Here is a 19,936-nt window from a genome sequence, read left to right on the forward strand (position 1 = left end):
GTATTAGCTGACTTCGGACAAACGGATAAAATTGAATAGGGGTGAATATGATGTTTTGGACATAAAAGATGAAAAACACCTTATTAGGTTCTTTATATTTAACTTTAGCTTCCATGATCTGGGGCGGTATGTACGTTGTTGTTAAAATTGTAGTATCGGTCATACCTCCATTAGAACTTGTATGGATGAGATATTTAGTAGCCATTGTTGCACTTCTAGTTATCGGCTTCATCACACGACAGAACTGGCGAATTGAGAAACGTTATTTTATCTTAATCGTAGCTATTGGGCTCATTGGTAATACGATTTCAATTGTTGCACAGGAAACTGGTACCATGTTATCCACAGCACAAATGGGAGCCATTATAACTTCTTCAACCCCAGCATTCATGGTTATTTTTGCTCGCCTTATTCTTAAAGAACAGTTGACACTAAAAAAGGGAATCTCTGTTTTATTAGCGACAATTGGGGTGCTTCTCATTGTTGGAATTGGTGATGTGAATTTATCCAGTACACTTGGAGGTATTGCCCTGCTTATTGCTGCATTAACATGGGGCCTCATGTCTGTACTTGTAAAACGTTTGCCAAGTGATTACTCACAAATTGTGGTAACCACCTATTCCATCTTAGTAGCCTTAATCGTGTTGACTCCTTTTGTATTGCCGCGGTTACACGAGATTAGTATCTCTCAACTGGCTCACCCGACGATTTGGGGAGGACTCTTATATTTGGGTATTGTTTCAACAGCAGGCGGATTTCTACTTTGGAATCGTGGATTACAAATGCTTAACGCTTCAAGTGGAGGAATATTTTTCTTCTTTCAACCCCTGGTTGGAACATTACTTGGATGGCTTGTTCTAGGAGAGAACATAGTTGTAGCGTTTTGGATCGGCTCTATTCTAATTCTCACAGGTGTTCTATTTGTTATCAACGAGAAAAAATAGTATTTAGGAAACTCCATTCGAATGTATGAAGTGCACATTTCTTTCGGAGTAGGAGAGCCCTTATGCAGGGCTCTTTTTCATATTCCTAAGTGGGAAGATCATTCGGCGATATGTTCTTGCAGCCACTGTCTGAAAAATTGCAGCTGCTCTTTGGTGTGAAAATAATGTTCGCCATGCTCCATCACGCCCAGTTCACAGTGAAACCGATCACTAAAAGCAGAGACTACGTCAAACTCGCACAAGTTATCGTCTGAGCCATAAAGAATTGCAGTTGGACTTTTCCATGTATTGATAGGATGTGATTTAACATATTGATAATAATCCCAATAAAGTATTTGTCCGATAGGGGTGGAAACTTCTTTTTCAGCTTTTAATTTCTCTTCACTTACGTTGAACCATGTCATCATACCTTTGATAATTCGCTCCATATCCAGAACTGGAGAAAGGAACAGAGACTGCTTAAGCGGTAACTTGTTGTAAGAAAGCAAGCTAAAGTATGCCCCCATACTACAAGCAAAGATACTGATGTCATTCGATAGATTTTGTGCATAACGCATGATAATCTCAAGATCATGAACACAATTTTGAACTTTGCAAGCGTATTTCTCTTCTTCGCGGTCACCATGCTCAGGCAAATCAAAGCTAAGGACCTGATACCCCCGTGCCGATGCTTCTTCAGCAAAGATAACAATCGCATCATCTGCTTTGTTGGACATATTACCGTGGACAGCAATAAATAGTTTGTTTGATTTCTCACCCCATACTATTGCTGGGATGCCCTCAATTTTCAATTCCTGCTTCATCATTTCATTACCTTCTTTGTAAAATATTAATAGCAATTATACCATGAATTAATAGTTAATTAAGGATATAATTGAAGTAGCAGGTCGCGTGGATGATCACGCGTCCCTTTTTTTGCTTTATTCAAATCATAGTTTTGACCATTTCAATTTAGATTGATACAATTAGGCAACTATGTCGAATGACTTTAAAAACAGGTGGTGATCTAAGCTTGCAACATGAAAACGAACTTTTGGATGTATGGTTGTCTTGGTCCCGCATCAATACAAATTTAAGTGAAAAGTTAGAACAAGCTCTGCTGAACAATTATAATTTATCTTTGAAGGAGTTTTATGTTTTAAATTTTATAACCAATTCCGGGGATAAAAAATTACGGCTACAGCAACTTCAAGAACTTGTGGGACTAAGTCAAAGTGCTACATCGAGACTCGTAGTAAGAATGGAAGCTGAAAAATGTGGTGCTTTAGAAAGACATATATGTGAGGATGATCGGCGTGGTATTTATACTCGAATTACAGAGTTAGGCGAGAATAAATACCAGCGGGCACTTCAGACCTTTCATCAGGTCTTACAAACAGAACTGAAAAAAGAGGGATTTAATACAGAAGTAGAGAATCTCACGAAAAAATTGTTTTTGTGACCCGTGCAGAGATCTTATTATTGGAGTTGAGTGGATGGTTAAGTTTAGGAATAAGACTTGACATAATTATTTTCATCCGTTAAATTATATGCATGCGCATGCTTATTTATTGTTACTGTAATTCAATTCAGCTGATGAGGAGTGGGTAGCTATCAAGGTGTTAGTGGTCGGATCGAATGGACAAATCGGACAGCACCTTATTCAACTGTTGAAAGAAAGCAAAGATCACACCGTCCGGGCGATGGTACGGAATAAAGAACAAGCCGATGCATTTGTACAACAGGGAGTCGAAACTGTTCTCGCGGATTTGGAAGGGACAGTAGACTCCATTGCAACGGCCGCCAAGGGTTGTGACGCTATTGTGTTTACGGCTGGATCAGGTGGAAAAACGGGTGATGACAAAACACTGTTAATTGATTTGGACGGTGCAGGAAAAACTATTGAAGCTGCTGAAAAAGCAGGCATTGACAGATTCATCATGGTCAGTGCAATTCAGGCGAATAACCGGGACAACTGGCACCAGAATATTCTACCGTATTACGCAGCTAAGCATTATGCAGACAAAGTGCTCGAAAGCAGCAGTCTGACATACACGATTATACGTCCAGGAATTTTGTTGAATGAACCAGGAACGGGAAAAGTGTCTGCTGCGGAGAATATCACTGTTGGCAGTATCCCTCGTGAAGATGTAGCACGTACCATTGTGGCTGCTTTGGAAAAGAAGCACACCTATAAGCGTGCTTTTGATCTGATTTCTGGTTATGATCCGATTCCTGATGCATTGCAAAAGTTCTGAAAAAACCATAACCTGAAAGTACATACATGCTTGCGCATGCATGATAACTTTAACATATAAGAGCAAAAGGGAGCGTTTATCCATGAAAGATTTGTTTAGTCCGTATTCTTTTAAAAGTTTAAATTTGAAAAACCGTGTTGTGATGCCTCCAATGTGTCAATACTCCGTCGACAATAAAGATGGAATTTCCACAGATTGGCATTACATGCACTATGTTAGCCGTGCTGTAGGCGGAACTGGTTTAATCATAATTGAAATGACTGATGTGGAGCCCGATGGGCGCATTTCCGATTTCGATCTTGGTCTTTGGTCAGATGATCAGATTCCGGCTCTGAAACGGATTGTAGATGCTTGTCATAGTCACGGTGCCAAAGTGGGAATCCAATTCGCGCACGCTGGACGCAAGGCGGAAGATGCTGAAGTTCCCGTAGCCCCGTCAGCTATCGCTTTTGATGAAAATTCTAAACAACCCCGGGCACTTACCACCGCAGAAGTAAAAGGAATGGTTGAGAAATTCCGCACTGCTGTAGCTCGAGCTGTCCAGGCTGGATTCGATACTATCGAGCTTCATGGCGCGCATGGCTATTTGATCCATCAATTTCATTCTCCGCTTACGAACAAACGGGACGATGAATATGGGAAAGATCTTACATTATTTGGCCGGGAGGTCATTCAGGCTGCAAAGGCCGAGATGCCGGAGGACATGCCACTAATCATGCGTATATCAGCTAAAGAATACGTTGAAGGTGGTTATGGGCTTCAGGAAAGCCTTGCTTTTGCCAAGGAATATCAAGATGCAGGAGTAGACATGTTTGATGTTTCATCAGGTGGCGAGGGAGCTATTGCTGCATGGGGCAGACCAGGAACTCACGCAGCTTATCAAGTACCGCTCGCTAGAGATATCAAACAAGCACTCGATGTTCCAGTGATCGCTGTTGGAAGATTGGATGATCCAATTTTGGCGAATGCAGTCATAGGAAATGAAGAGGCAGATTTGATTGCTGTCGGAAGAGGAATGCTGAGAAATCCATATTGGGCCTTAGAAGCTGCATCAAAGCTGAGAAAAGAAACAGCAATTCCTAAACAGTATACTAGTGGATTTGGATTCTAAGCCCGATTTGTCGAGAAATTAATGGGTTTAATACGAAAAAAACTTAGGAGGTTTATGATGTTTAATACCGAATCAGTACAACCATTACTCCGTCCCTTTACTTTAGGAAATCTTAATCTGTCTAATCGGACAGTAATGGCGCCAATGACCCGGAATCTGTCGCCCAATGGGGTTCCTGGAGCAGACGTTGCTGCATACTATCGCCGGAGAGCCGAAAATAATGTGGGTCTGATCGTAACAGAAGGCACGGTTATTGATCATGCGGATGCATCAAATCAGGAGAATGTCCCTTTCTTTTATGGTGAAGAAGCATTGAATGGCTGGGCAAATGTTGTGTCTGAGGTTCATGAAGCCGGCGGCAAAATTATCCCTCAAATCTGGCACATGGGTGCACGGGGCAACGTCAATGATTATTCCGAGTCCGAAATCAGTGACATCGTTGATGCTTTTGCACAATCGGCAGCTGAAGCCAAGCGCATTGGTTTTGATGGAATTGAAATCCATGGAGCTCACGGCTATTTGATTGACCAGTTCTTTTGGGAGAAAACTAATGAGCGTACAGATCGTTACGGAGGCAGCATGATTGCACGTACCCGCTTTGCGGAAGAAGTCATCCGGGCTTGCCGCCAAGCCGTGGGTCCCGACTTTACCATCGTGCTGCGCATCTCACAGTGGAAAGGAACGGAATATACAGCCAAATTAGCGAAAACACCCGACGAGCTTCAACAATTTCTGCAACCTTTGGTTAACGCTGGAGTGGATATTTTTCATTGCTCGACACGTCGTTTCTGGGAACCGGAATTTGAAGGCTCTGACTTGAATCTTGCTGGTTGGGTTAAGAAGCTTACAGGCAAACCAACTATTACTGTGGGTTCGATTGGCCTTGATGGTGATTTCATGACTCTTTTCACCGAAGGAAAAGGTGCAGAGAATGCAAGTATCGAGAGATTGGTTCAAAAGCTCGAAAATCAAGAATTCGATCTGGTTGCTATCGGTAGAGCCTTGCTTGTAGACCCTGCATGGGTCAGTAAAATTCGGGATGGGAAATTGGATGAATTGATTCCATTTACTCCTGAAGCACTCAAAACTCTTTATTGATCGGTAAATAAACCTCTATATAGATTGAACTTATAATTCTTCTATTTTGGGATTGGCCGTGACTACAGTGAATGTTTAGACTTCCGGCCGCTGTTAGATTTGGATTTCCTGAATTTAGCCGCGAATCGCGGTAGAAATCCAACCTTGCCCATGCTTCCGAAGCGAGCTTTCCTGCGGAAAGCTTTCAGGCGGGCGCTATCGCTCCTCCAGTTCCCAAATTCCCCTCCGCCACTTTTCCCTAAATGTATATTCTCAAGTTCAATATAGAAAACAAAAGACTGGTATTATACCGGTCTTTTGTTTGTTTTTCTTTTGTTCGTCAATCCATGTAACAGAATATGCAGCCCCCAAATGTTAAATTAACGGGGACACGGGTGGAAGTTCGGGCTGTCCGACTATCTATACACGTTGAATGGTACAATGTGAATATAAATAGAAATTAACACTACCCGGAGGGATGTTTGTCATGAGCGAATCGAATCAGGAGTATATCGTAATTTCGGGTGCGAGGGAAAACAATCTCAAGAACGTATCCTTGCGCATTCCAAAGCGGAAGATCACGATCTTCACCGGGGTGTCCGGATCCGGCAAGTCATCGATCGTCTTCGATACGATCGCCGCAGAATCCACACGATTGCTGAACGAGAACTTCAGCATGTTCGTGCGGAGTTTCCTGCCCCGTGTTCCGCAGCCGGATACAGATACGATTGAGAATCTTAGCATGGCTGTTATTGTGGATCAGAAGCGGCTGGGTGGGGGATCCCATTCCACGTTGGGCACGATTACTGATATTTCTCCCATTCTCCGGCTTCTCTTCTCCCGGGTAGGCCAGCCCTATGTTGGACAAGCGCACATGTTCTCGTTTAACGATCCGCAAGGTATGTGCCCCGAATGTAACGGACTTGGCCGCCGGCTTGGCGTCGACATGAGCAAGGCGCTGGACAAGTCAAAGTCACTCCATGAAGGGGCTATTCTGCTGCCGGACTATTCAGTGAACGGCTGGGAATGGAACATGATCGTACAGTCAGGAGACTTTGAACTCGACAAGAAGCTGAACGATTATTCGGAAGAGGAACTGGAGCATCTGCTGTACGCCAAAGCAAGAAAAGTTAAGATGGATTTCGCCGGCAAGGCAACAAATATTACAGTAGAAGGTGTCATTGAGAAGTTCACCAATAAGTATATCAAGCAGGATGTGAAGCTGAAGTCCGAGCGCACACAGAAAGCTGTTGCGCCGTATATTTCTGAGGGGCCTTGCTCCAGCTGCCACGGTGCGAGACTCAGTCAGGCTACGCTCAGCTGCAGGATCAATGGTCTCAATATTGCGGAGCTATCCTCCATGGAGGCCGGGAACCTCATCCGCGTCATTCGTGAGATTGATAACCCTGTCGCCGTGCCGGTCGTCAAGTCGCTGACGGAGCGGTTGCAGCATCTGGTGGATATCGGACTTGATTACTTAACGCTGGACCGTGAAACGGATACTTTATCCGGCGGCGAGTCACAGCGCGTCAAGATGGTTAAGCACCTGAGCGGCAGTCTGGTGGATGTCACCTACATCTTCGATGAACCCAGCGTGGGTCTGCACCCCCGTGATGTTCACCTTTTAAATGAACTTCTGCAGAAGCTGCGTGACAAGGGGAATACTGTGATTGTTGTCGAGCATGATCCCGATGTGATCAAGGTGGCGGATCATATCGTCGATGTCGGGCCTCACGCCGGTAGCCATGGCGGCAGCATTGTGTATGAAGGAAGCTTCCAAGGCCTGCTGGAAGCCGGTACACTGACAGGCACACATCTGAAACGTCCGCTCCAGTTGAAGCAAGAGTGCAGGCAGCCTTCCGGTAAGCTGTCCATCAAGGAGGCGACACTTCACAACCTGCGGAACGTGAGTGCAGATATTCCAACCGGAGTGCTGACAGTAGTAACGGGTGTTGCCGGTTCCGGTAAGAGCACGATGATTAACGAAGTCTTCCTCAGTCAGCATCCAGACGCTATCGTCATCGACCAATCGGCAATAGGAGTGTCAACACGTTCGAATCCCGCGACCTACACAGGCATAATGGATGATGTTCGTAAGGCGTTTGCATCCGCGAACAAGGTGAATCAAGGTTTGTTCAGCTTCAACTCTAAGGGGGCTTGTGAGAACTGCCAGGGACTGGGTGTTGTGTACACAGACCTTGCCTTCCTCGACAGCGTGAAGCTGCCCTGCGAAGTATGCGGAGGCAGACGATTCAAAGAAGAGGTGCTCGCGTACAAGCTGAACGGCAAGTCAATTGCAGAAGTGCTGGAGATGAATGTGGAGCAGGCATTGGCGTTTTTTAAGCTAAAAGAGGTTGTGCGAAAGCTCCAGGCGATGAGTGATGTGGGGCTGAATTATATTACACTCGGCCAGCCGCTCAGCACGCTTTCAGGCGGGGAATGCCAGCGCATCAAGCTGGCCAGCGAGCTGCATAAGAAGGGCAGTATCTATGTGATGGACGAGCCGACGACCGGCCTCCACATGTCAGATATCGGTCACCTTCTGGAGATCATAAACCGCCTCGTGGATACCGGCAATACGGTGATTGTTATCGAGCACAACCTCGATGTGATCAGCCAAGCGGACTGGATCATTGATATGGGACCGGACGGAGGCAGCAAGGGCGGTCAGGTTGTGTTCGAAGGCACACCTCTGCAGATCATCCATGCGGAGCAGTCGATCACGGGAAGATACCTGATGTAATTAATGGCCGGAAGAGTTAACGAATTAATTTAAGATGATGGTAACTAACAATACCGCCCTCGAAAAGGGCGGTATTGTTAGTTACATATGAGGTTAGAATTGAAAGTCTTCATCCTTCAGCGGTTCCACGTTAAGCGCCCGGATATATCCGTTGCCTTTCTTCGAGAAGAAGTCATGCTGCTTGGTGTGGGTACTGATGCCGTTCTGGACAATCGGATTGATCTCTTCCTCGTCGAACAAAGGATCATGGCCCAGATTCATCATCGCTTTGTTAGCGTTGTATCTGAGGAAGGTCTTGACCTCGTCCACCAGTCCGATGGGAGCATAGATCTGCTCCGTATAACGTTCTTCATTCTCATGCAGCAGGCGGAGCAATCCCACCAGTGTCTGGTGCAGGTCGCGCTGATCGTCTTCCGCAAGTCCGTCAAAGATTTCCTGCGCGAGCACCCCGACATATACCCCGTGAATGCTCTCATCCCGCAAAATAAGGTCGATGATCTCACCGCTGCAGGTCATTTTACCCTGGCCGGCCAGATACAGCGGATAGAAGAAGCCGCTGTAGAACAAGTAGCTCTCCAGCAGCACGGAGGCCGCCATAGCGAGATACAGGTCTTTAGGCGAGTCTATATTTTTGTAATATTGTGATATGGTCTCCGCCTTGAACTGCAGGTACGGGTTCTCTTCCACCCAGCGGAATACACTGTCTATCTCCTCTGTGGAGGCTAATGTGGTGAAGATGCTGCTGTACGACTTGGCGTGAATCTGTTCCATCATGCCCATGAAGCCCAGCACGGCCTTGCGCTGAAGGCCTTCAACATGCTCCATAATCTGGGGCATGCCGACCCCTCCTTGAATCGTATCCAGCAGTGTCAGTCCGCCCAGCACCTTCATATAAGAGTCCTTTTCCCGCTCACTGAGCGTGAGCCAGGACATTTTATCATCGGACAATGGAATTTCATCATCCGTCCAGAATTGCATAATGTTCTGATTCCAGAACATCAATGAGAAATCGTCGTCGGGACGGTTCCAGTTAACGGCTTGAATAGCGCTCATAATCGTGCAATCTCCTTTTTTTACGGCAATAGCCTTCCATTTAGATCGAGCAGGTGAGGCATTCCTCGACGGACAGCTTTTTGGTCCGGGTGTAATACAGCGACTTCAGTCCTTTATGTGCTGCATACAGGTAGGAGCGGGCCAGTTCCCTGGTGGATACATCGCTGTTGACATGCAACACGGTCGAGATGCCCTGGTCGATATGAGGCTGAATTTCCGCGATCAGGTCAATGACCTTGAACTGATCCATCTGGTAAGCCGATTTATAGAAGAACACATTGTCCGGCCGCAGGTACGGCATCGGATAGTATGTGGTTGAATTGGCATAAGTCCGGGTCTCAATCTGCTCCACAATCGGCATAACGCTCGAAGTGGCATTCTGGATATAGGAAATACTGGCTGTTGGCGCAATCGCCAGGCGGTAAGCATGGTACAGACCGTTAGACATTACTGCATCCCGCAATTGTTCCCAGTCTGCAGGCGACGGGATATACATATCCCCGAACAGCTCCTGCACTCTTGGTGTAGCCGGACGGTAATCCGTTGTCAGGTAACGCTCAAAATAAACGCCGGTGGCGTAGTCTGATGCCTCGAAGCCATGGAAAGATCTGCCGGTTGCAGCAGCGATCTCCATGCTCTTCTCCAGGGAGTGGAAGTTCATTGTCATGAAGAAGGTCCGGGCAAAGTCGCGGGCTTGCTCGCTTTCATAAGCGATGTTGTTCTTCGCGAGATAGCCGTGAAGATTCATGACGCCTAGACCAACAGAGTGCATCTCTTTGTTCGCTTTAGCTACGCCAGGGGCATTGGAGATACTGGTCATGTCGCTGACGGCAGTCAGGGCGATCATACCTTCATGTACGGATTCACGGATCTTGCCGTGCTCCATCACGTTGACAATATTCAGGGAAGCCAGATTACAGCTTACATCGCGGCGGATGGTATCCTCCTGTCCGTAATCGGCAATCTCGGTGGTCTCCTGGAGCTGGAAGATTTCGGTACAGAGGTTGGACATTTTGATCTGTCCGACATTTTTCAGGGCATGGGCCGCATTGGCGTTGCTCTTGTTCATAATATAAGGGTAGCCGGATTCCAGCTGGATCATGGCAATTTTGGTCAGCATATCGCGTGCACTCATGGCCTTCTTTTTCTTGACACGCGGATCGGCCAGCAGCTTATCGTACATGTCATCCAGATCCATATCGTCGAGATGTGTGCCATAGGCTTTGTACACAGTATATGGGGCAAATACATGCAGCGGTTCATTGTCCTTCGCCAGCTTATAGAAGCGATTCGGTATGATCAGCCCAATGGACAGAGTTTTAAGCCTTGTTTTCTCGTCGGCGTTAATCTTCTTGCTGTCGAGGAATTCCAGGACATCCCAGCCAAAAATGTTATAGTAGGCTGCTCCTGAGCCTTTGCGTTGACCCATTTGATCAGCATAGGAGAAGCCGTCCTCCATGAGCTTGAGCACAGGCATGATGCCCTTGGCTGCATCCTCGACACCCTTGATCGTCTCCCCGCGTGAGCGCAGCTTGGACAGGTTGACTGCCACACCGCCGCCGATCTTGGACAGCTGCATGCAGGTATTGAGTACATAGTTGATCGAATTGAGCGAATCGTCCATTTCGATAAGGAAGCAGGAGACAAGCTCACCGCGCCGGCTTTTACCGGCATTCAGGAAGGTTGGAGTTGCCGGCTGCAGACGCTGCTCCATCATCGAACGGGCAAGCACTCCGGCAGTATCGGCGTTGCCGCGTCCCAGGTGGAGGGCGACTGCCGCCACACGATCCGGGTAGTGCTCCAGATATTGCTTGCGGTCATTGCTTTTTACAGCGTAGTCCATGTAGAACTTCGAAGCTGCCATATAGGAAGGGAAGCTGAAGTTGTAGCTATGGGCGGTCTGGTAGACTTGCTCAACTTCCTCTACGCTGTACTGCCCGTAAAAGTTCTCGTAGAAGTCCTGTTCAATCATGTAATCGACCTTAGCTTTTGTATTTGCAAAAACCAGGCTCCGCCGCTCTACATCCCGCATAAATTCGGCTACTGCCTCAAGGTCTTTGTCCAGTTGAAAGAAGCCGCTCTCGTCCCGCTTCATTAACATGTTATTCAGTTCAATATGCCGCAACCCGGCTCACCTCCTGTTTAATTCGTTCCACATCGCCAAATGTACCCGATAACTCAAATTTACCGATAACCGGCACATTGTACTGGTCTGCAATCAAGTCTGCACTGTTTGCGAACAGCTTGCCCCAGTTCTTATTGCCGCTGGCAGCAATGCCTTTCAGATTGGCATAATTATTCCCCAAGAAAGCAGACACCTTCTCTGGAATCTGTCCAAAGCCGGTGGTATATGTAATTAGCACATAGGGCTCGTCAATCGTCATATGCTCCTCAATCTGCACAGCCGGCAGCTTCAGCTTGCCGATGAAGCGTTTGACGTTTCCTGTTTTTGAATCATACGCGACTAGCATGGTGTCAGTCCCCCTGTAAATATTGAAACTACTCTTAAAATTGTAAAGATTGAATTGCTTAGTTTTAAATACTGAAAAATCATATTAACACTATATTTAGTGTGCGTTGTTTATTTTAATCACTATATGTTGGAAAGTCAATATTGACAAACCGCCTTATTCGTTATAAATCCGTCTAGTAAGCGCTTTGCTAGAGTAGCGGAATCCCATAACTTCAGGCGGTGCAAGCACTTTTCCGCCTCTGAAGTAGCTGACACATTTGTAAGGGGGCTACCCATTACCTTATTATCTGGTCTTTATACGGTCCGTTGACTGAATATTGCTATAATCAATCAAAATATAGCAAGATCCCATGAAAGAATATCAATATTATTATATTTGTGTTTCGATTTGAAGTTGGATCAGATTACAAATACCCCAATAGAGGAGAACCCTAAAGATGGTTACATTATTACTAATGATTATTTATCTCGCATTTATGGGTCTCGGATTGCCAGATGCTTTACTAGGCAGCGCTTGGCCCATTATGCAAGACGATATTGGTGCTACAACGGAAATGGCAGGTTATATATCGTTAATAGTCTCATTCTGTACGGTAATATCGAGTTTATTTGCCAGCAGATTGTTGCACAGATACGGTACGGGGAAGGTAACCTTGTTCAGTATACTCTCTACGACTATTGCTTTGCTTGGATTCTCTATTTCATCAGATTTTATATTTCTAATTCTACTTGCTATTCCTTTGGGCTTAGGAGCAGGTTCCGTGGACGCTGCATTGAGTAACTATGTAGCACTGCATTTCAAAGCCAAGCATATGAACTGGTTGCATTGTTTTTGGGGAATTGGAGCATTTACGGGTCCAATAATAATGTCGTTTTGGCTGAACCGTGATAACAGCTGGCGTGCAGGATACGTTACAGTAGGCTTACTTCTGCTTACTATAGCGATGATATTACTGGCGTCTTTGTCTTTATGGAAGATTTTTGAGAAGGAGAGTATAGAAGAAGGAAGCGACGAAAAGAAATTGATCAGCAACAGAGAGGCTTTACGAATCCCAGGGGTGAAAATATCCATGGTTACCATGCTCTGTTACAATGGATCGGAAGCTGCTGCAGGTCTATGGATGGCATCTTTTTTTATAGGGAATAAAGGGGTTTCACCTGGCACAGCAGCAGCTTTATCTTCCTTATTCTATATTGGAATCATTATTGGAAGAATCATATCTGGATTTCTGTCGACAAACGTATCCAGTAAAAACCTGATAAGATATGGTGGAATCGTGGGCTGTTTTGGACTTTTGATTCTTGTTATGCCAGTCCATTATTGGATTTCTGCAGGTGCCCTATTTATTGTGGGGTTGGGCGGAGCACCAATTTATCCAAGTATTGTTCATTCCACACCGGAACGTTTTGGCAAAATAGCTTCCCCAAGTGTCATTGGACTTGCAATGGCAAGCGCTTATACGGGTTCAACACTTATCCCATCGTTGATGGGGATATTTGCAAGTCAATTGGGAATGATTATGGTTCCTGTTATTCTGCTCATTCTTTTTAGCATCATGCTGGTATCTTCTGAAATGGTTAACATAGTTTACAAACGTAAGGTTCAATAGGACAAGCGCATTTGGAACTGCAGGAGCGATCCTTTTATAAAGGTCAAATAGAAAGCCGCTTAAATAGCGGCTCAGATTGTCGAGAAACCCAGGTCATTTTTATGACTGTGGGTTTCTTTTTACGTTCAGGCAGAGGTGAAATGGGGAAAAGGAGGGGGTTACCCCCGCTTTTCCAGGCGATCCAGGTGGATCGCTATCTTTTTCATGTTCTGCACGGAAGCCGTCATCAGTGCTTGTTCCCTGACGTTTGGAAGTCCGCGCAAACGGCAATAGCGAAACCCATGGAGCTCTTTAGCATCCGCGAAGCTTCGCTCTATTGTCTCTTTTCGTTTGCGGTATAACTTCTTGCCGGACGTGCTTAGCCGGTTTTTACGGACCCATTCTTTGCTGTCCTCCCACACGTGCCTCGTCACCACTTTTCGATGATTTCGGGACTGTGTACATTGCTCCAGCAACGGGCAACTTTTGCAATGTTCCGGATCGGAAGCGTACTGCCGGTAACCCTTGCGGTCTGTGGTTCGGTATTTCAGTTCGTGACTCGCTGGACAAACATATAGATTACGTTCGGCATCAAAGGTAAACTTCCACTTCGGAAACAAGCCTTGCTTGGGATGAAATCTCCGGTGAGCAATCACGGCAAAGATCTTTCGACGTTGTAGTCCCCGGCAAATCGGTGTAGTCAAATAACCTGAATCAAGTGCAACAGCTTCTACGGCAAATCCAAAACGTTCTCGTTGGCGATCTAAACGCAACAAATAGGGCACGGAATCATGAACATTTCCGGGCGTCACGTGCACATCAGTAATGAGATTGTATTTGGTATCGACTGTACGGTGGTCCAAATAAAAGAAGCCTTCTGGTTTGCCATCTCGAATCATATATCCACTGTCTGGATCGGTTTTGCTCACTTTAATTTCTTTTTCTTCGTTCACTTCCTCTCTGAGTTTTAGGGCTTTTTTCCATGCTCTTTCCGGTCTTCGGCCACGGCGGCATTGAGCTCGTCCACGTAATCCTTGGTATTTTGTAGCACTTGTTGTTTCGTGTACTGGTGTTTATTCGCATTGGCCTTCACATGAGTAGAGTCGGTTACGAGAACACGTCCGCCAACCATTCGGTGTGAGATTGCTTGGAGAACAATCTCATCGAAAATATCTTGGAAGATGCTCGTATCTTTAAACCGGGTTCGTCGGTTCCAGCTAATCGTCGAATGGTCTGGAACCTTATCTGTCAATCCCAGTCCTAAAAACCAGCGATAGGCTAAATTGGTTTGGATCTCTCGCTCCAATTGACGTTCAGAACGAATACCGTAAAAGTAACCGAGAAAAATCATTTTAAATAAGACGACAGGATCAATGGCAGGACGACCATTATCTGCACAGTATAACGGTCGAACTATTTCATCGATAAAGGAAAAATCGATATATTTATCTACTTTGCGCAGCAAATGGTCTTGTGGCACTAGATCTTCGATTGAAACAAACTCGTAGGCTTGCTGTTTTTCTCGGTTGGACCGCAACATACCAAACACCATCCGTTCTATAAATAGTTACCTATATTATACAACATTAACGCGGTGTCGTCTTAAATTATTTACATATAAATAAGGCTGTCGAGACTTTCTCGACAGCCTGAGCCGCTTAAATAGCGGCTTTTTACGTTCTCCCCGAAATGGGAAAATCCTAAATTCAATCATACTCAATGTATTTCAGTCTCCCTTAGTAATCTCAATGAACTTGCTGGCTGCGGTCGTCAGCGGCATGTTGCGCATGGTCATCATGCCCACCCGGGCAGGGGGAAGCTGAACATCCAGTTGAATCTCGAAGAGAGAACCTTCCTCCAGCTCCTTGGACACGAATTCCCGGGTCACGAACGAGATGCCGAGTCCTTTGCGGGCAAACTCGATCAGCAGGCCAACGCTGCCGACCTCGAATTCGGGCTTCAACTCATATCCGTAGCCTTGGAACAAGTCCGTAATCGCCATACGTGCGCGGCTGCTGCGGGAGAAGAGGATAATGGGGTACTGAAGCAGTTCCTCAATCGAGAGCACCTTCTGGTTCAACTCGGCATAGTGACTGCCCGCGATGAAACAGTCCTGCAGCTGAAGTCCCTGCCGCACCTCAAGCTGGGGGTCGGTGATCGGCATGCGCACTACGCCCAGATCGACGAGGCCTTCTTTTAAATATGAAATGACCTCCGGTGTCGTTCCGTGGATCAGATGAAGCCGGATGCCAGGGTAGCGCTGGTGAAAGATTTCGATAAAAGGCAGCAGATAATGCTTGAACAGTGAATCACTGCCGCCAATCCGCAGTTCGCCGTTGTCAAGGTTTTTGAGCTCGGCCATTTTCTTCTCGGCTTGGGTGATAAGGATATGGGATTGTTCAATATAGGAGTACAAAGTGGCCCCCTCAGGTGTCAGCACGACGCCCTTGGAATTCCGGGTGAAGAGGGTAAGGCCGAAGCTGTCCTCCAGTTGCTTAATCGCATGACTGACGCTTGGCTGGGTAATGTACAGGGATTTGGCGGCTTGGGTCAGGCTTCCAGTCTTAGCTGCCCAGTAAAAAACCTTGTATAGCTCGAAATTGTTCATAGACATGGTCTATAGCTCCTGTGAAATATATTAATTACTTGTATGGATCGTATTTGTATTATAGTGTAACCAGGAAAGATAAACCAGAGCAAAAGGAGAATGGAGATGGAGGCAACCACATTTGTTTTATTTGGAGCGACAGGGGATTTGGCCCGAAGAAAAATCTACCCCGCGCTGTATAATCTGTTTCTCGACCACAAGCTGCACCATTCATTCTCTGTGATTGGTCTTGGCAGAAGAGAACTTGCTGATGAAGCCTTTCAGGCTATGGTGGAGCGGTCTATCCGGGATTTCTCCCGGCGGGAAGTGAATGTTTCTGCGTCCGTGCGCAGCTTCCTGAAGGCCTTCCGATATAATGTGCTGGATGTAGGGCATACAGAGGATTATCTTAAACTGCTGCAGCGGATTGAGAAGCAGGAAGAAAACATGGGCAGTTCCCCGAACCGGATGTTCTATTTATCTGTCGGTCCTGAGTTTTTTGAGCCGATTGCCTTGAACATTAAGGAAAGTGGCCTGGGTGCCGCCAAAGGCTGGAAACGTCTGGTGATTGAGAAGCCCTTCGGACATGACCTGCAGTCTGCGCAGGCGCTGAATCTGAAGCTGAGCGAGGCGTTTAGTGAGGATGAAATTTTCCGGATCGACCATTACCTGGGCAAGCCTATGGTGCAGGAGCTGGATGTATTCCAGCAAACGAATCCGGTGCTTCACGCACTTTGGAACAACCGCTACATTGCCAACGTGCAGATTACTGCGGGGGAAACGGTGGGCGTGGAAGAAAGAGCGGGTTATTACGATCATGTGGGTGCACTGAGAGACATGTTCCAGAATCATATGCTGCAGCTGCTGATGATGCTTGCGATCCGCTTGCCGAAAGACAGCTCCGCAGACGAGGTGCGCTACAAGAAAAAAGAAGTTATGGAAGCCCTGGAACCGTTGGAAGAAGCGGATATCCAGTTTAAAGTGATCCGTGGGCAGTACACTGCTGGTACCATCAATGGCAAGCCGGTTCCAGGCTATCTCTCTGAACCGGGAATTCCGGCAGGTTCGATGAACGATACATTTATTGCAGCCAGACTTACGATCGATGATCCATTCTGGAAAGGTGTGCCGTTCTATATCCGAACCGGGAAGAGAATGAAAGAGAAATCAACACGGATTGTGATTGAATTCAAAGAGCCGCTCAAGCAGAACTCGTCAGCCGCCGAGGATGATATCCCCAATCTTCTGGTGTTCGAGATCAGCCCGAACGAGGGGATTACGCTACAGCTCAAGGCAAGAGATCCCCAGCATAAGGGGAAGTTCAAAGCAATGCATATTGACTTCCATACCAGATCTATTGAGATCCCTGAGGCTTATGAGAACCTGATTTATGATGCCTTACACGGAGATCCGTCATTTTTTGCACATTGGAATGAGGTGGAGCTGTCCTGGAAATGGGTGCAGCCGATCCTGAATGCTTTTGACAAGAATACGACTCCTCTTCATTCCTACGCTGCGGGCACGTTCGGACCTGAAGAATCGAATCAGCTGCTGGCGAAGGATGGAAATCACTGGTGGCTCGACTCTGCGATTGAAGAAGTAAGCGAGCTATCTTTGCCTGATGCTTCAAATTTTTAAAACTAATATTAGTTCAACTAAAAATGGAGGTTTACGAATATGAAATTTTTTATCGATACTGCAAATGTGGAAGACATTAAAAAAGCACACCAAATCGGTGTACTGTCCGGAGTCACAACGAATCCTTCTCTGGTAGCCAAAGAAGGCGTGAAATTTGAAGACCGCATTGCCGAAATTCTGCGCACTGTGCCAGAGGTAGAGTCCGTATCCGCTGAGGTAACACCGGATGCCGTCACTGCGGAAGAAATGATTGAACAAGCGAACGAGCTGATCAAGATCAATAATTATGATAAAAACATTACGATCAAGCTCCCGATGACGCTCGCAGGTCTGGAAGCCTGCCGGTATCTGACTAAAAAAGGCGTGAAAACAAACGTGACGCTGATCTTCACGGTGAACCAAGCGCTGCTGGCTGCCCGTGCAGGAGCTACTTATGTATCGCCATTCCTGGGCCGTCTGGATGATATTTCAGAGGATGGGGTGCAATTGATCGTAAAAGTTGCCGAGTTATTCCGCATTCATAACCTGGATGCGCAGATTATCGCTGCTTCGGTCCGCCATCCGGACCATGTGACCCGCGTTGCCATGGCCGGTGCGCATATTGCCACTATTCCGTTCAGCGTGATCGAGCAGATCTCCAAACATCCGCTGACCGATCAGGGACTGGAGAAGTTCGCTGCCGACTGGAAGAAAGCGCCGCAGGTCTAATTGTCCTGCACATATCATAGGGAGGTTTATTGACGATGGGTAAACAGCAGATTGGTGTGGTCGGCTTAGCCGTCATGGGTAAGAATCTGGCCTTGAATATGGAGAGCAAAGGGTTCTCGGTGGCCCTGTATAACCGTTCCCGGGAGAAAACCGATGAGCTGCTTGCAGAAGCTGCGGGCAAAAATTTCGCAGGTGCCTACAGTATTGAGGAGTTCGTCCAGTCTCTGGAGCTGCCGCGCAAAATCATGATTATGGTCAAGGCCGGCAAGCCGACCGATGATACGATTCAGCAGCTGGTGCCGTATTTGTCGCCAGGGGATATCCTGATTGACGGCGGGAACGCCTTTTTCCCGGATACGCAAAGACGTAACAAAGAGCTTCAGGCTCAAGGCTTCCGCTTCATTGGTGCAGGGGTATCGGGCGGTGAAGAAGGGGCGCTGAAGGGACCCGCCATTATGCCAGGCGGACAAAAGGATGCTTATGAGCTGGTGGAACCAATCCTGACCGCCATTTCGGCCAAAGTGGACGGCGATCCGTGCTCCACTTACATCGGAGAAGGTGGAGCCGGGCACTATGTCAAAATGGTCCATAACGGCATCGAATACGGCGATATGCAGCTTATTGGCGAAGCGTATCAGTTATTGAAGGATGTACTGGGACTGGATACCGGTGAGCTGCATCAGATTTTCTCGGAATGGAACCGAGGCGAGCTTAGCAGCTATCTCATCGAGATTACAGCCGACATCTTCGCCAAAGCAGACCCGGACACAGGCAAGCCGATGGTCGATGTGATCCTGGATTCCGCCGGACAAAAGGGGACGGGCAAATGGACGAGTCAAAATGCACTCGATCTGGGCGTTCCGTTGTCCATCATTACTGAATCCGTCTTTGCACGCTTCATCTCTGCCATGAAGGAAGAGCGTGTGGCTGCAAGCAAGCGCCTGAAGGGACCTGAGGTCAAGAGCTATGACGGAGACGCCAAGGCATTCATCGAGGCAGTCCGCAAAGCGCTCTATGCCAGCAAAATCGCTTCGTACGCCCAAGGCTTTGCCCAGATGAGAGTGGCTTCGGATGAATATAACTGGAACCTGAACTACGGCAGCATTGCGATGATCTTCCGCGGAGGCTGCATTATCCGCGCAGGCTTCCTGCAAAATATCAAGGACGCCTATGACCGCGACCCTGAGCTCAAAAACCTCTTCCTGGATGAGTATTTCAGCAGTGTGGTTCATAACTACCAGGAAGCGTGGAGAGATGTAGTTGCGATTGCCGTCAAAAGAGGAATTCCGGTTCCGGCCTTCGCTTCCGGGCTGGCCTACTATGACAGCTACCGCTCCGAACGTCTCCCGGCCAACCTGCTGCAGGCACAAAGAGACTACTTTGGAGCGCATACCTTTGAACGGGTGGATCAGCCGGGAAGCTTCCATTTTCAATGGATGAACAACAACGAATAATAAGCTATCATCAGATATAAATATCTTTGCAGAAGTCCGGGTGAATAAGCCCGGGCTTTTTTAGCATCTGAGGGATTACGGAGTAAAGAGCCGCTCAACCTTCATTGAGTCATTTAGTAGCTCGATTTCAATGATTATGTGGGATACATAAAATAAATTAAAGTAAACAGCCAGCAAATCCACCACTTTTAATGAGTTGGTGATTATGCACCGATCTGCGTCCGTAAGTGAAACTGCCCCTAAGCTAAGGCTGTAGCCCAGATGAGAATCCCTCTAATAATATGTTGTAAATGCAACAATAATATTATAAAATATTAAACGT

16 protein-coding genes are annotated in these 19,936 nt (G+C 46.8%); 10 read left to right on the forward strand and 6 right to left on the reverse strand.

What is annotated here, in order from left to right; genetic code table 11:
* Positions 1-68: 68 nt before the first annotated feature.
* Entirely contained in the window at positions 69-944 is an 876-nt protein-coding gene (locus NST07_RS17180) for a DMT family transporter (protein WP_341093299.1), read from the forward strand.
* Between the two features lie 98 nt (positions 945-1,042).
* On the opposite strand, the gene NST07_RS17185 is transcribed toward NST07_RS17180, so the two are convergent.
* A complete protein-coding gene (locus NST07_RS17185; protein WP_341093301.1) occupies positions 1,043-1,750 on the reverse strand; it encodes an alpha/beta hydrolase in 708 nt (235 codons plus the stop codon).
* Between the two features lie 176 nt (positions 1,751-1,926).
* Between NST07_RS17185 and NST07_RS17190 the strand changes: the two genes are divergently transcribed.
* The 5 genes from NST07_RS17190 to NST07_RS17210 all read left to right on the forward strand — a co-directional run bounded on the left by NST07_RS17190 (position 1,927) and on the right by NST07_RS17210 (position 8,112).
* The gene (locus NST07_RS17190) at positions 1,927-2,385 is read left to right on the forward strand and encodes a MarR family transcriptional regulator (RefSeq protein ID WP_341093303.1); all 459 of its coding nucleotides are present in this window, start codon (positions 1,927-1,929) and stop codon (positions 2,383-2,385) included.
* A gap of 151 nt (positions 2,386-2,536) precedes the next feature.
* Positions 2,537-3,181, forward strand: coding sequence for an SDR family oxidoreductase (locus tag NST07_RS17195; protein ID WP_341097676.1), 645 nt, complete (start codon positions 2,537-2,539; stop codon positions 3,179-3,181).
* 82 nt (positions 3,182-3,263) lie between these two features.
* Entirely contained in the window at positions 3,264-4,292 is a 1,029-nt protein-coding gene (locus NST07_RS17200) for an NADH:flavin oxidoreductase/NADH oxidase (RefSeq protein WP_342479832.1), read from the forward strand.
* A 57-nt stretch (positions 4,293-4,349) separates the two neighbouring features.
* Positions 4,350-5,390, forward strand: coding sequence for an NADH:flavin oxidoreductase (locus tag NST07_RS17205; RefSeq protein ID WP_341093306.1), 1,041 nt, complete (start codon positions 4,350-4,352; stop codon positions 5,388-5,390).
* Positions 5,391-5,856: 466 nt separating this feature from the next.
* Positions 5,857-8,112, forward strand: a complete 2,256-nt coding sequence (locus tag NST07_RS17210; RefSeq protein ID WP_342479833.1) for an excinuclease ABC subunit UvrA — start codon at positions 5,857-5,859, stop codon at positions 8,110-8,112.
* 93 nt (positions 8,113-8,205) lie between these two features.
* On the opposite strand, the gene nrdF is transcribed toward NST07_RS17210, so the two are convergent.
* Genes nrdF through nrdI form a run of 3 tightly spaced genes read right to left on the reverse strand, consistent with a single transcriptional unit; the run spans position 8,206 to position 11,636 of the window.
* On the reverse strand, positions 8,206-9,165 hold the full coding sequence (nrdF, locus tag NST07_RS17215) for a class 1b ribonucleoside-diphosphate reductase subunit beta (protein ID WP_341378689.1): 960 nt from the start codon (positions 9,163-9,165) through the stop codon (positions 8,206-8,208).
* A gap of 40 nt (positions 9,166-9,205) precedes the next feature.
* The gene (gene nrdE / locus NST07_RS17220; protein ID WP_342479834.1) at positions 9,206-11,290 is read right to left on the reverse strand and encodes a class 1b ribonucleoside-diphosphate reductase subunit alpha; all 2,085 of its coding nucleotides are present in this window, start codon (positions 11,288-11,290) and stop codon (positions 9,206-9,208) included.
* A complete protein-coding gene (gene nrdI, locus NST07_RS17225; RefSeq protein WP_038592234.1) occupies positions 11,277-11,636 on the reverse strand; it encodes a class Ib ribonucleoside-diphosphate reductase assembly flavoprotein NrdI in 360 nt (119 codons plus the stop codon). Before nrdI ends, nrdE begins: the two co-directional genes overlap by 14 nt.
* Positions 11,637-12,075: 439 nt before the next feature.
* Between nrdI and NST07_RS17230 the strand changes: the two genes are divergently transcribed.
* The gene (locus tag NST07_RS17230) at positions 12,076-13,248 is read left to right on the forward strand and encodes an MFS transporter (protein ID WP_342479835.1); all 1,173 of its coding nucleotides are present in this window, start codon (positions 12,076-12,078) and stop codon (positions 13,246-13,248) included.
* Positions 13,249-13,406: 158 nt separating this feature from the next.
* Here NST07_RS17230 and NST07_RS17235 read toward each other — a convergent pair.
* Both NST07_RS17235 and NST07_RS17240 read right to left on the reverse strand, forming a co-directional pair.
* A protein-coding gene (locus NST07_RS17235) for an IS1182 family transposase (RefSeq protein ID WP_341377036.1) occupies positions 13,407-14,767 on the reverse strand; the annotation gives its coding sequence in 2 pieces (ribosomal slippage) (positions 13,407-14,200 and positions 14,200-14,767; 1,362 coding nt in all).
* A gap of 186 nt (positions 14,768-14,953) precedes the next feature.
* Positions 14,954-15,841, reverse strand: coding sequence for a LysR family transcriptional regulator (locus NST07_RS17240; RefSeq protein WP_038592247.1), 888 nt, complete (start codon positions 15,839-15,841; stop codon positions 14,954-14,956).
* 99 nt (positions 15,842-15,940) lie between these two features.
* Between NST07_RS17240 and zwf the strand changes: the two genes are divergently transcribed.
* Genes zwf through gndA form a run of 3 tightly spaced genes read left to right on the forward strand, consistent with a single transcriptional unit; the run spans position 15,941 to position 19,614 of the window.
* On the forward strand, positions 15,941-17,452 hold the full coding sequence (gene zwf, locus NST07_RS17245; RefSeq protein WP_342479836.1) for a glucose-6-phosphate dehydrogenase: 1,512 nt from the start codon (positions 15,941-15,943) through the stop codon (positions 17,450-17,452).
* A gap of 39 nt (positions 17,453-17,491) precedes the next feature.
* Complete coding sequence (fsa, locus tag NST07_RS17250; RefSeq protein ID WP_342479837.1) at positions 17,492-18,160, forward strand: fructose-6-phosphate aldolase; 669 nt, start codon at positions 17,492-17,494, stop codon at positions 18,158-18,160.
* Between the two features lie 35 nt (positions 18,161-18,195).
* A complete protein-coding gene (gene gndA, locus NST07_RS17255; protein ID WP_342479838.1) occupies positions 18,196-19,614 on the forward strand; it encodes an NADP-dependent phosphogluconate dehydrogenase in 1,419 nt (472 codons plus the stop codon).
* Positions 19,615-19,936: the final 322 nt, after the last annotated feature.

The organism is Paenibacillus sp. FSL L8-0340 (assembly GCF_038593145.1).
Classification (GTDB): Bacteria; Bacillota; Bacilli; order Paenibacillales; family Paenibacillaceae; genus Paenibacillus_AQ.

What these genes read in the sequence shown, in the direction of transcription:
- NST07_RS17180 (WP_341093299.1), top strand. Translation starts at nt 69, where the DNA reads ATGAAAAACACCTTATTAGGTTCTTTATATTTAACTTTAGCTTCCATG.
- NST07_RS17185 (WP_341093301.1), bottom strand. Translation starts at nt 1,750, where the DNA reads ATGATGAAGCAGGAATTGAAAATTGAGGGCATCCCAGCAATAGTATGG.
- NST07_RS17190 (WP_341093303.1), top strand. Translation starts at nt 1,927, where the DNA reads ATGACTTTAAAAACAGGTGGTGATCTAAGCTTGCAACATGAAAACGAA.
- NST07_RS17200 (WP_342479832.1), top strand. Translation starts at nt 3,264, where the DNA reads ATGAAAGATTTGTTTAGTCCGTATTCTTTTAAAAGTTTAAATTTGAAA.
- NST07_RS17205 (WP_341093306.1), top strand. Translation starts at nt 4,350, where the DNA reads ATGTTTAATACCGAATCAGTACAACCATTACTCCGTCCCTTTACTTTA.
- NST07_RS17210 (WP_342479833.1), top strand. Translation starts at nt 5,857, where the DNA reads ATGAGCGAATCGAATCAGGAGTATATCGTAATTTCGGGTGCGAGGGAA.
- nrdF (WP_341378689.1), bottom strand. Translation starts at nt 9,165, where the DNA reads ATGAGCGCTATTCAAGCCGTTAACTGGAACCGTCCCGACGACGATTTC.
- nrdI (WP_038592234.1), bottom strand. Translation starts at nt 11,636, where the DNA reads ATGCTAGTCGCGTATGATTCAAAAACAGGAAACGTCAAACGCTTCATC.
- NST07_RS17230 (WP_342479835.1), top strand. Translation starts at nt 12,076, where the DNA reads ATGGTTACATTATTACTAATGATTATTTATCTCGCATTTATGGGTCTC.
- NST07_RS17240 (WP_038592247.1), bottom strand. Translation starts at nt 15,841, where the DNA reads ATGTCTATGAACAATTTCGAGCTATACAAGGTTTTTTACTGGGCAGCT.
- zwf (WP_342479836.1), top strand. Translation starts at nt 15,941, where the DNA reads ATGGAGGCAACCACATTTGTTTTATTTGGAGCGACAGGGGATTTGGCC.
- fsa (WP_342479837.1), top strand. Translation starts at nt 17,492, where the DNA reads ATGAAATTTTTTATCGATACTGCAAATGTGGAAGACATTAAAAAAGCA.
- gndA (WP_342479838.1), top strand. Translation starts at nt 18,196, where the DNA reads ATGGGTAAACAGCAGATTGGTGTGGTCGGCTTAGCCGTCATGGGTAAG.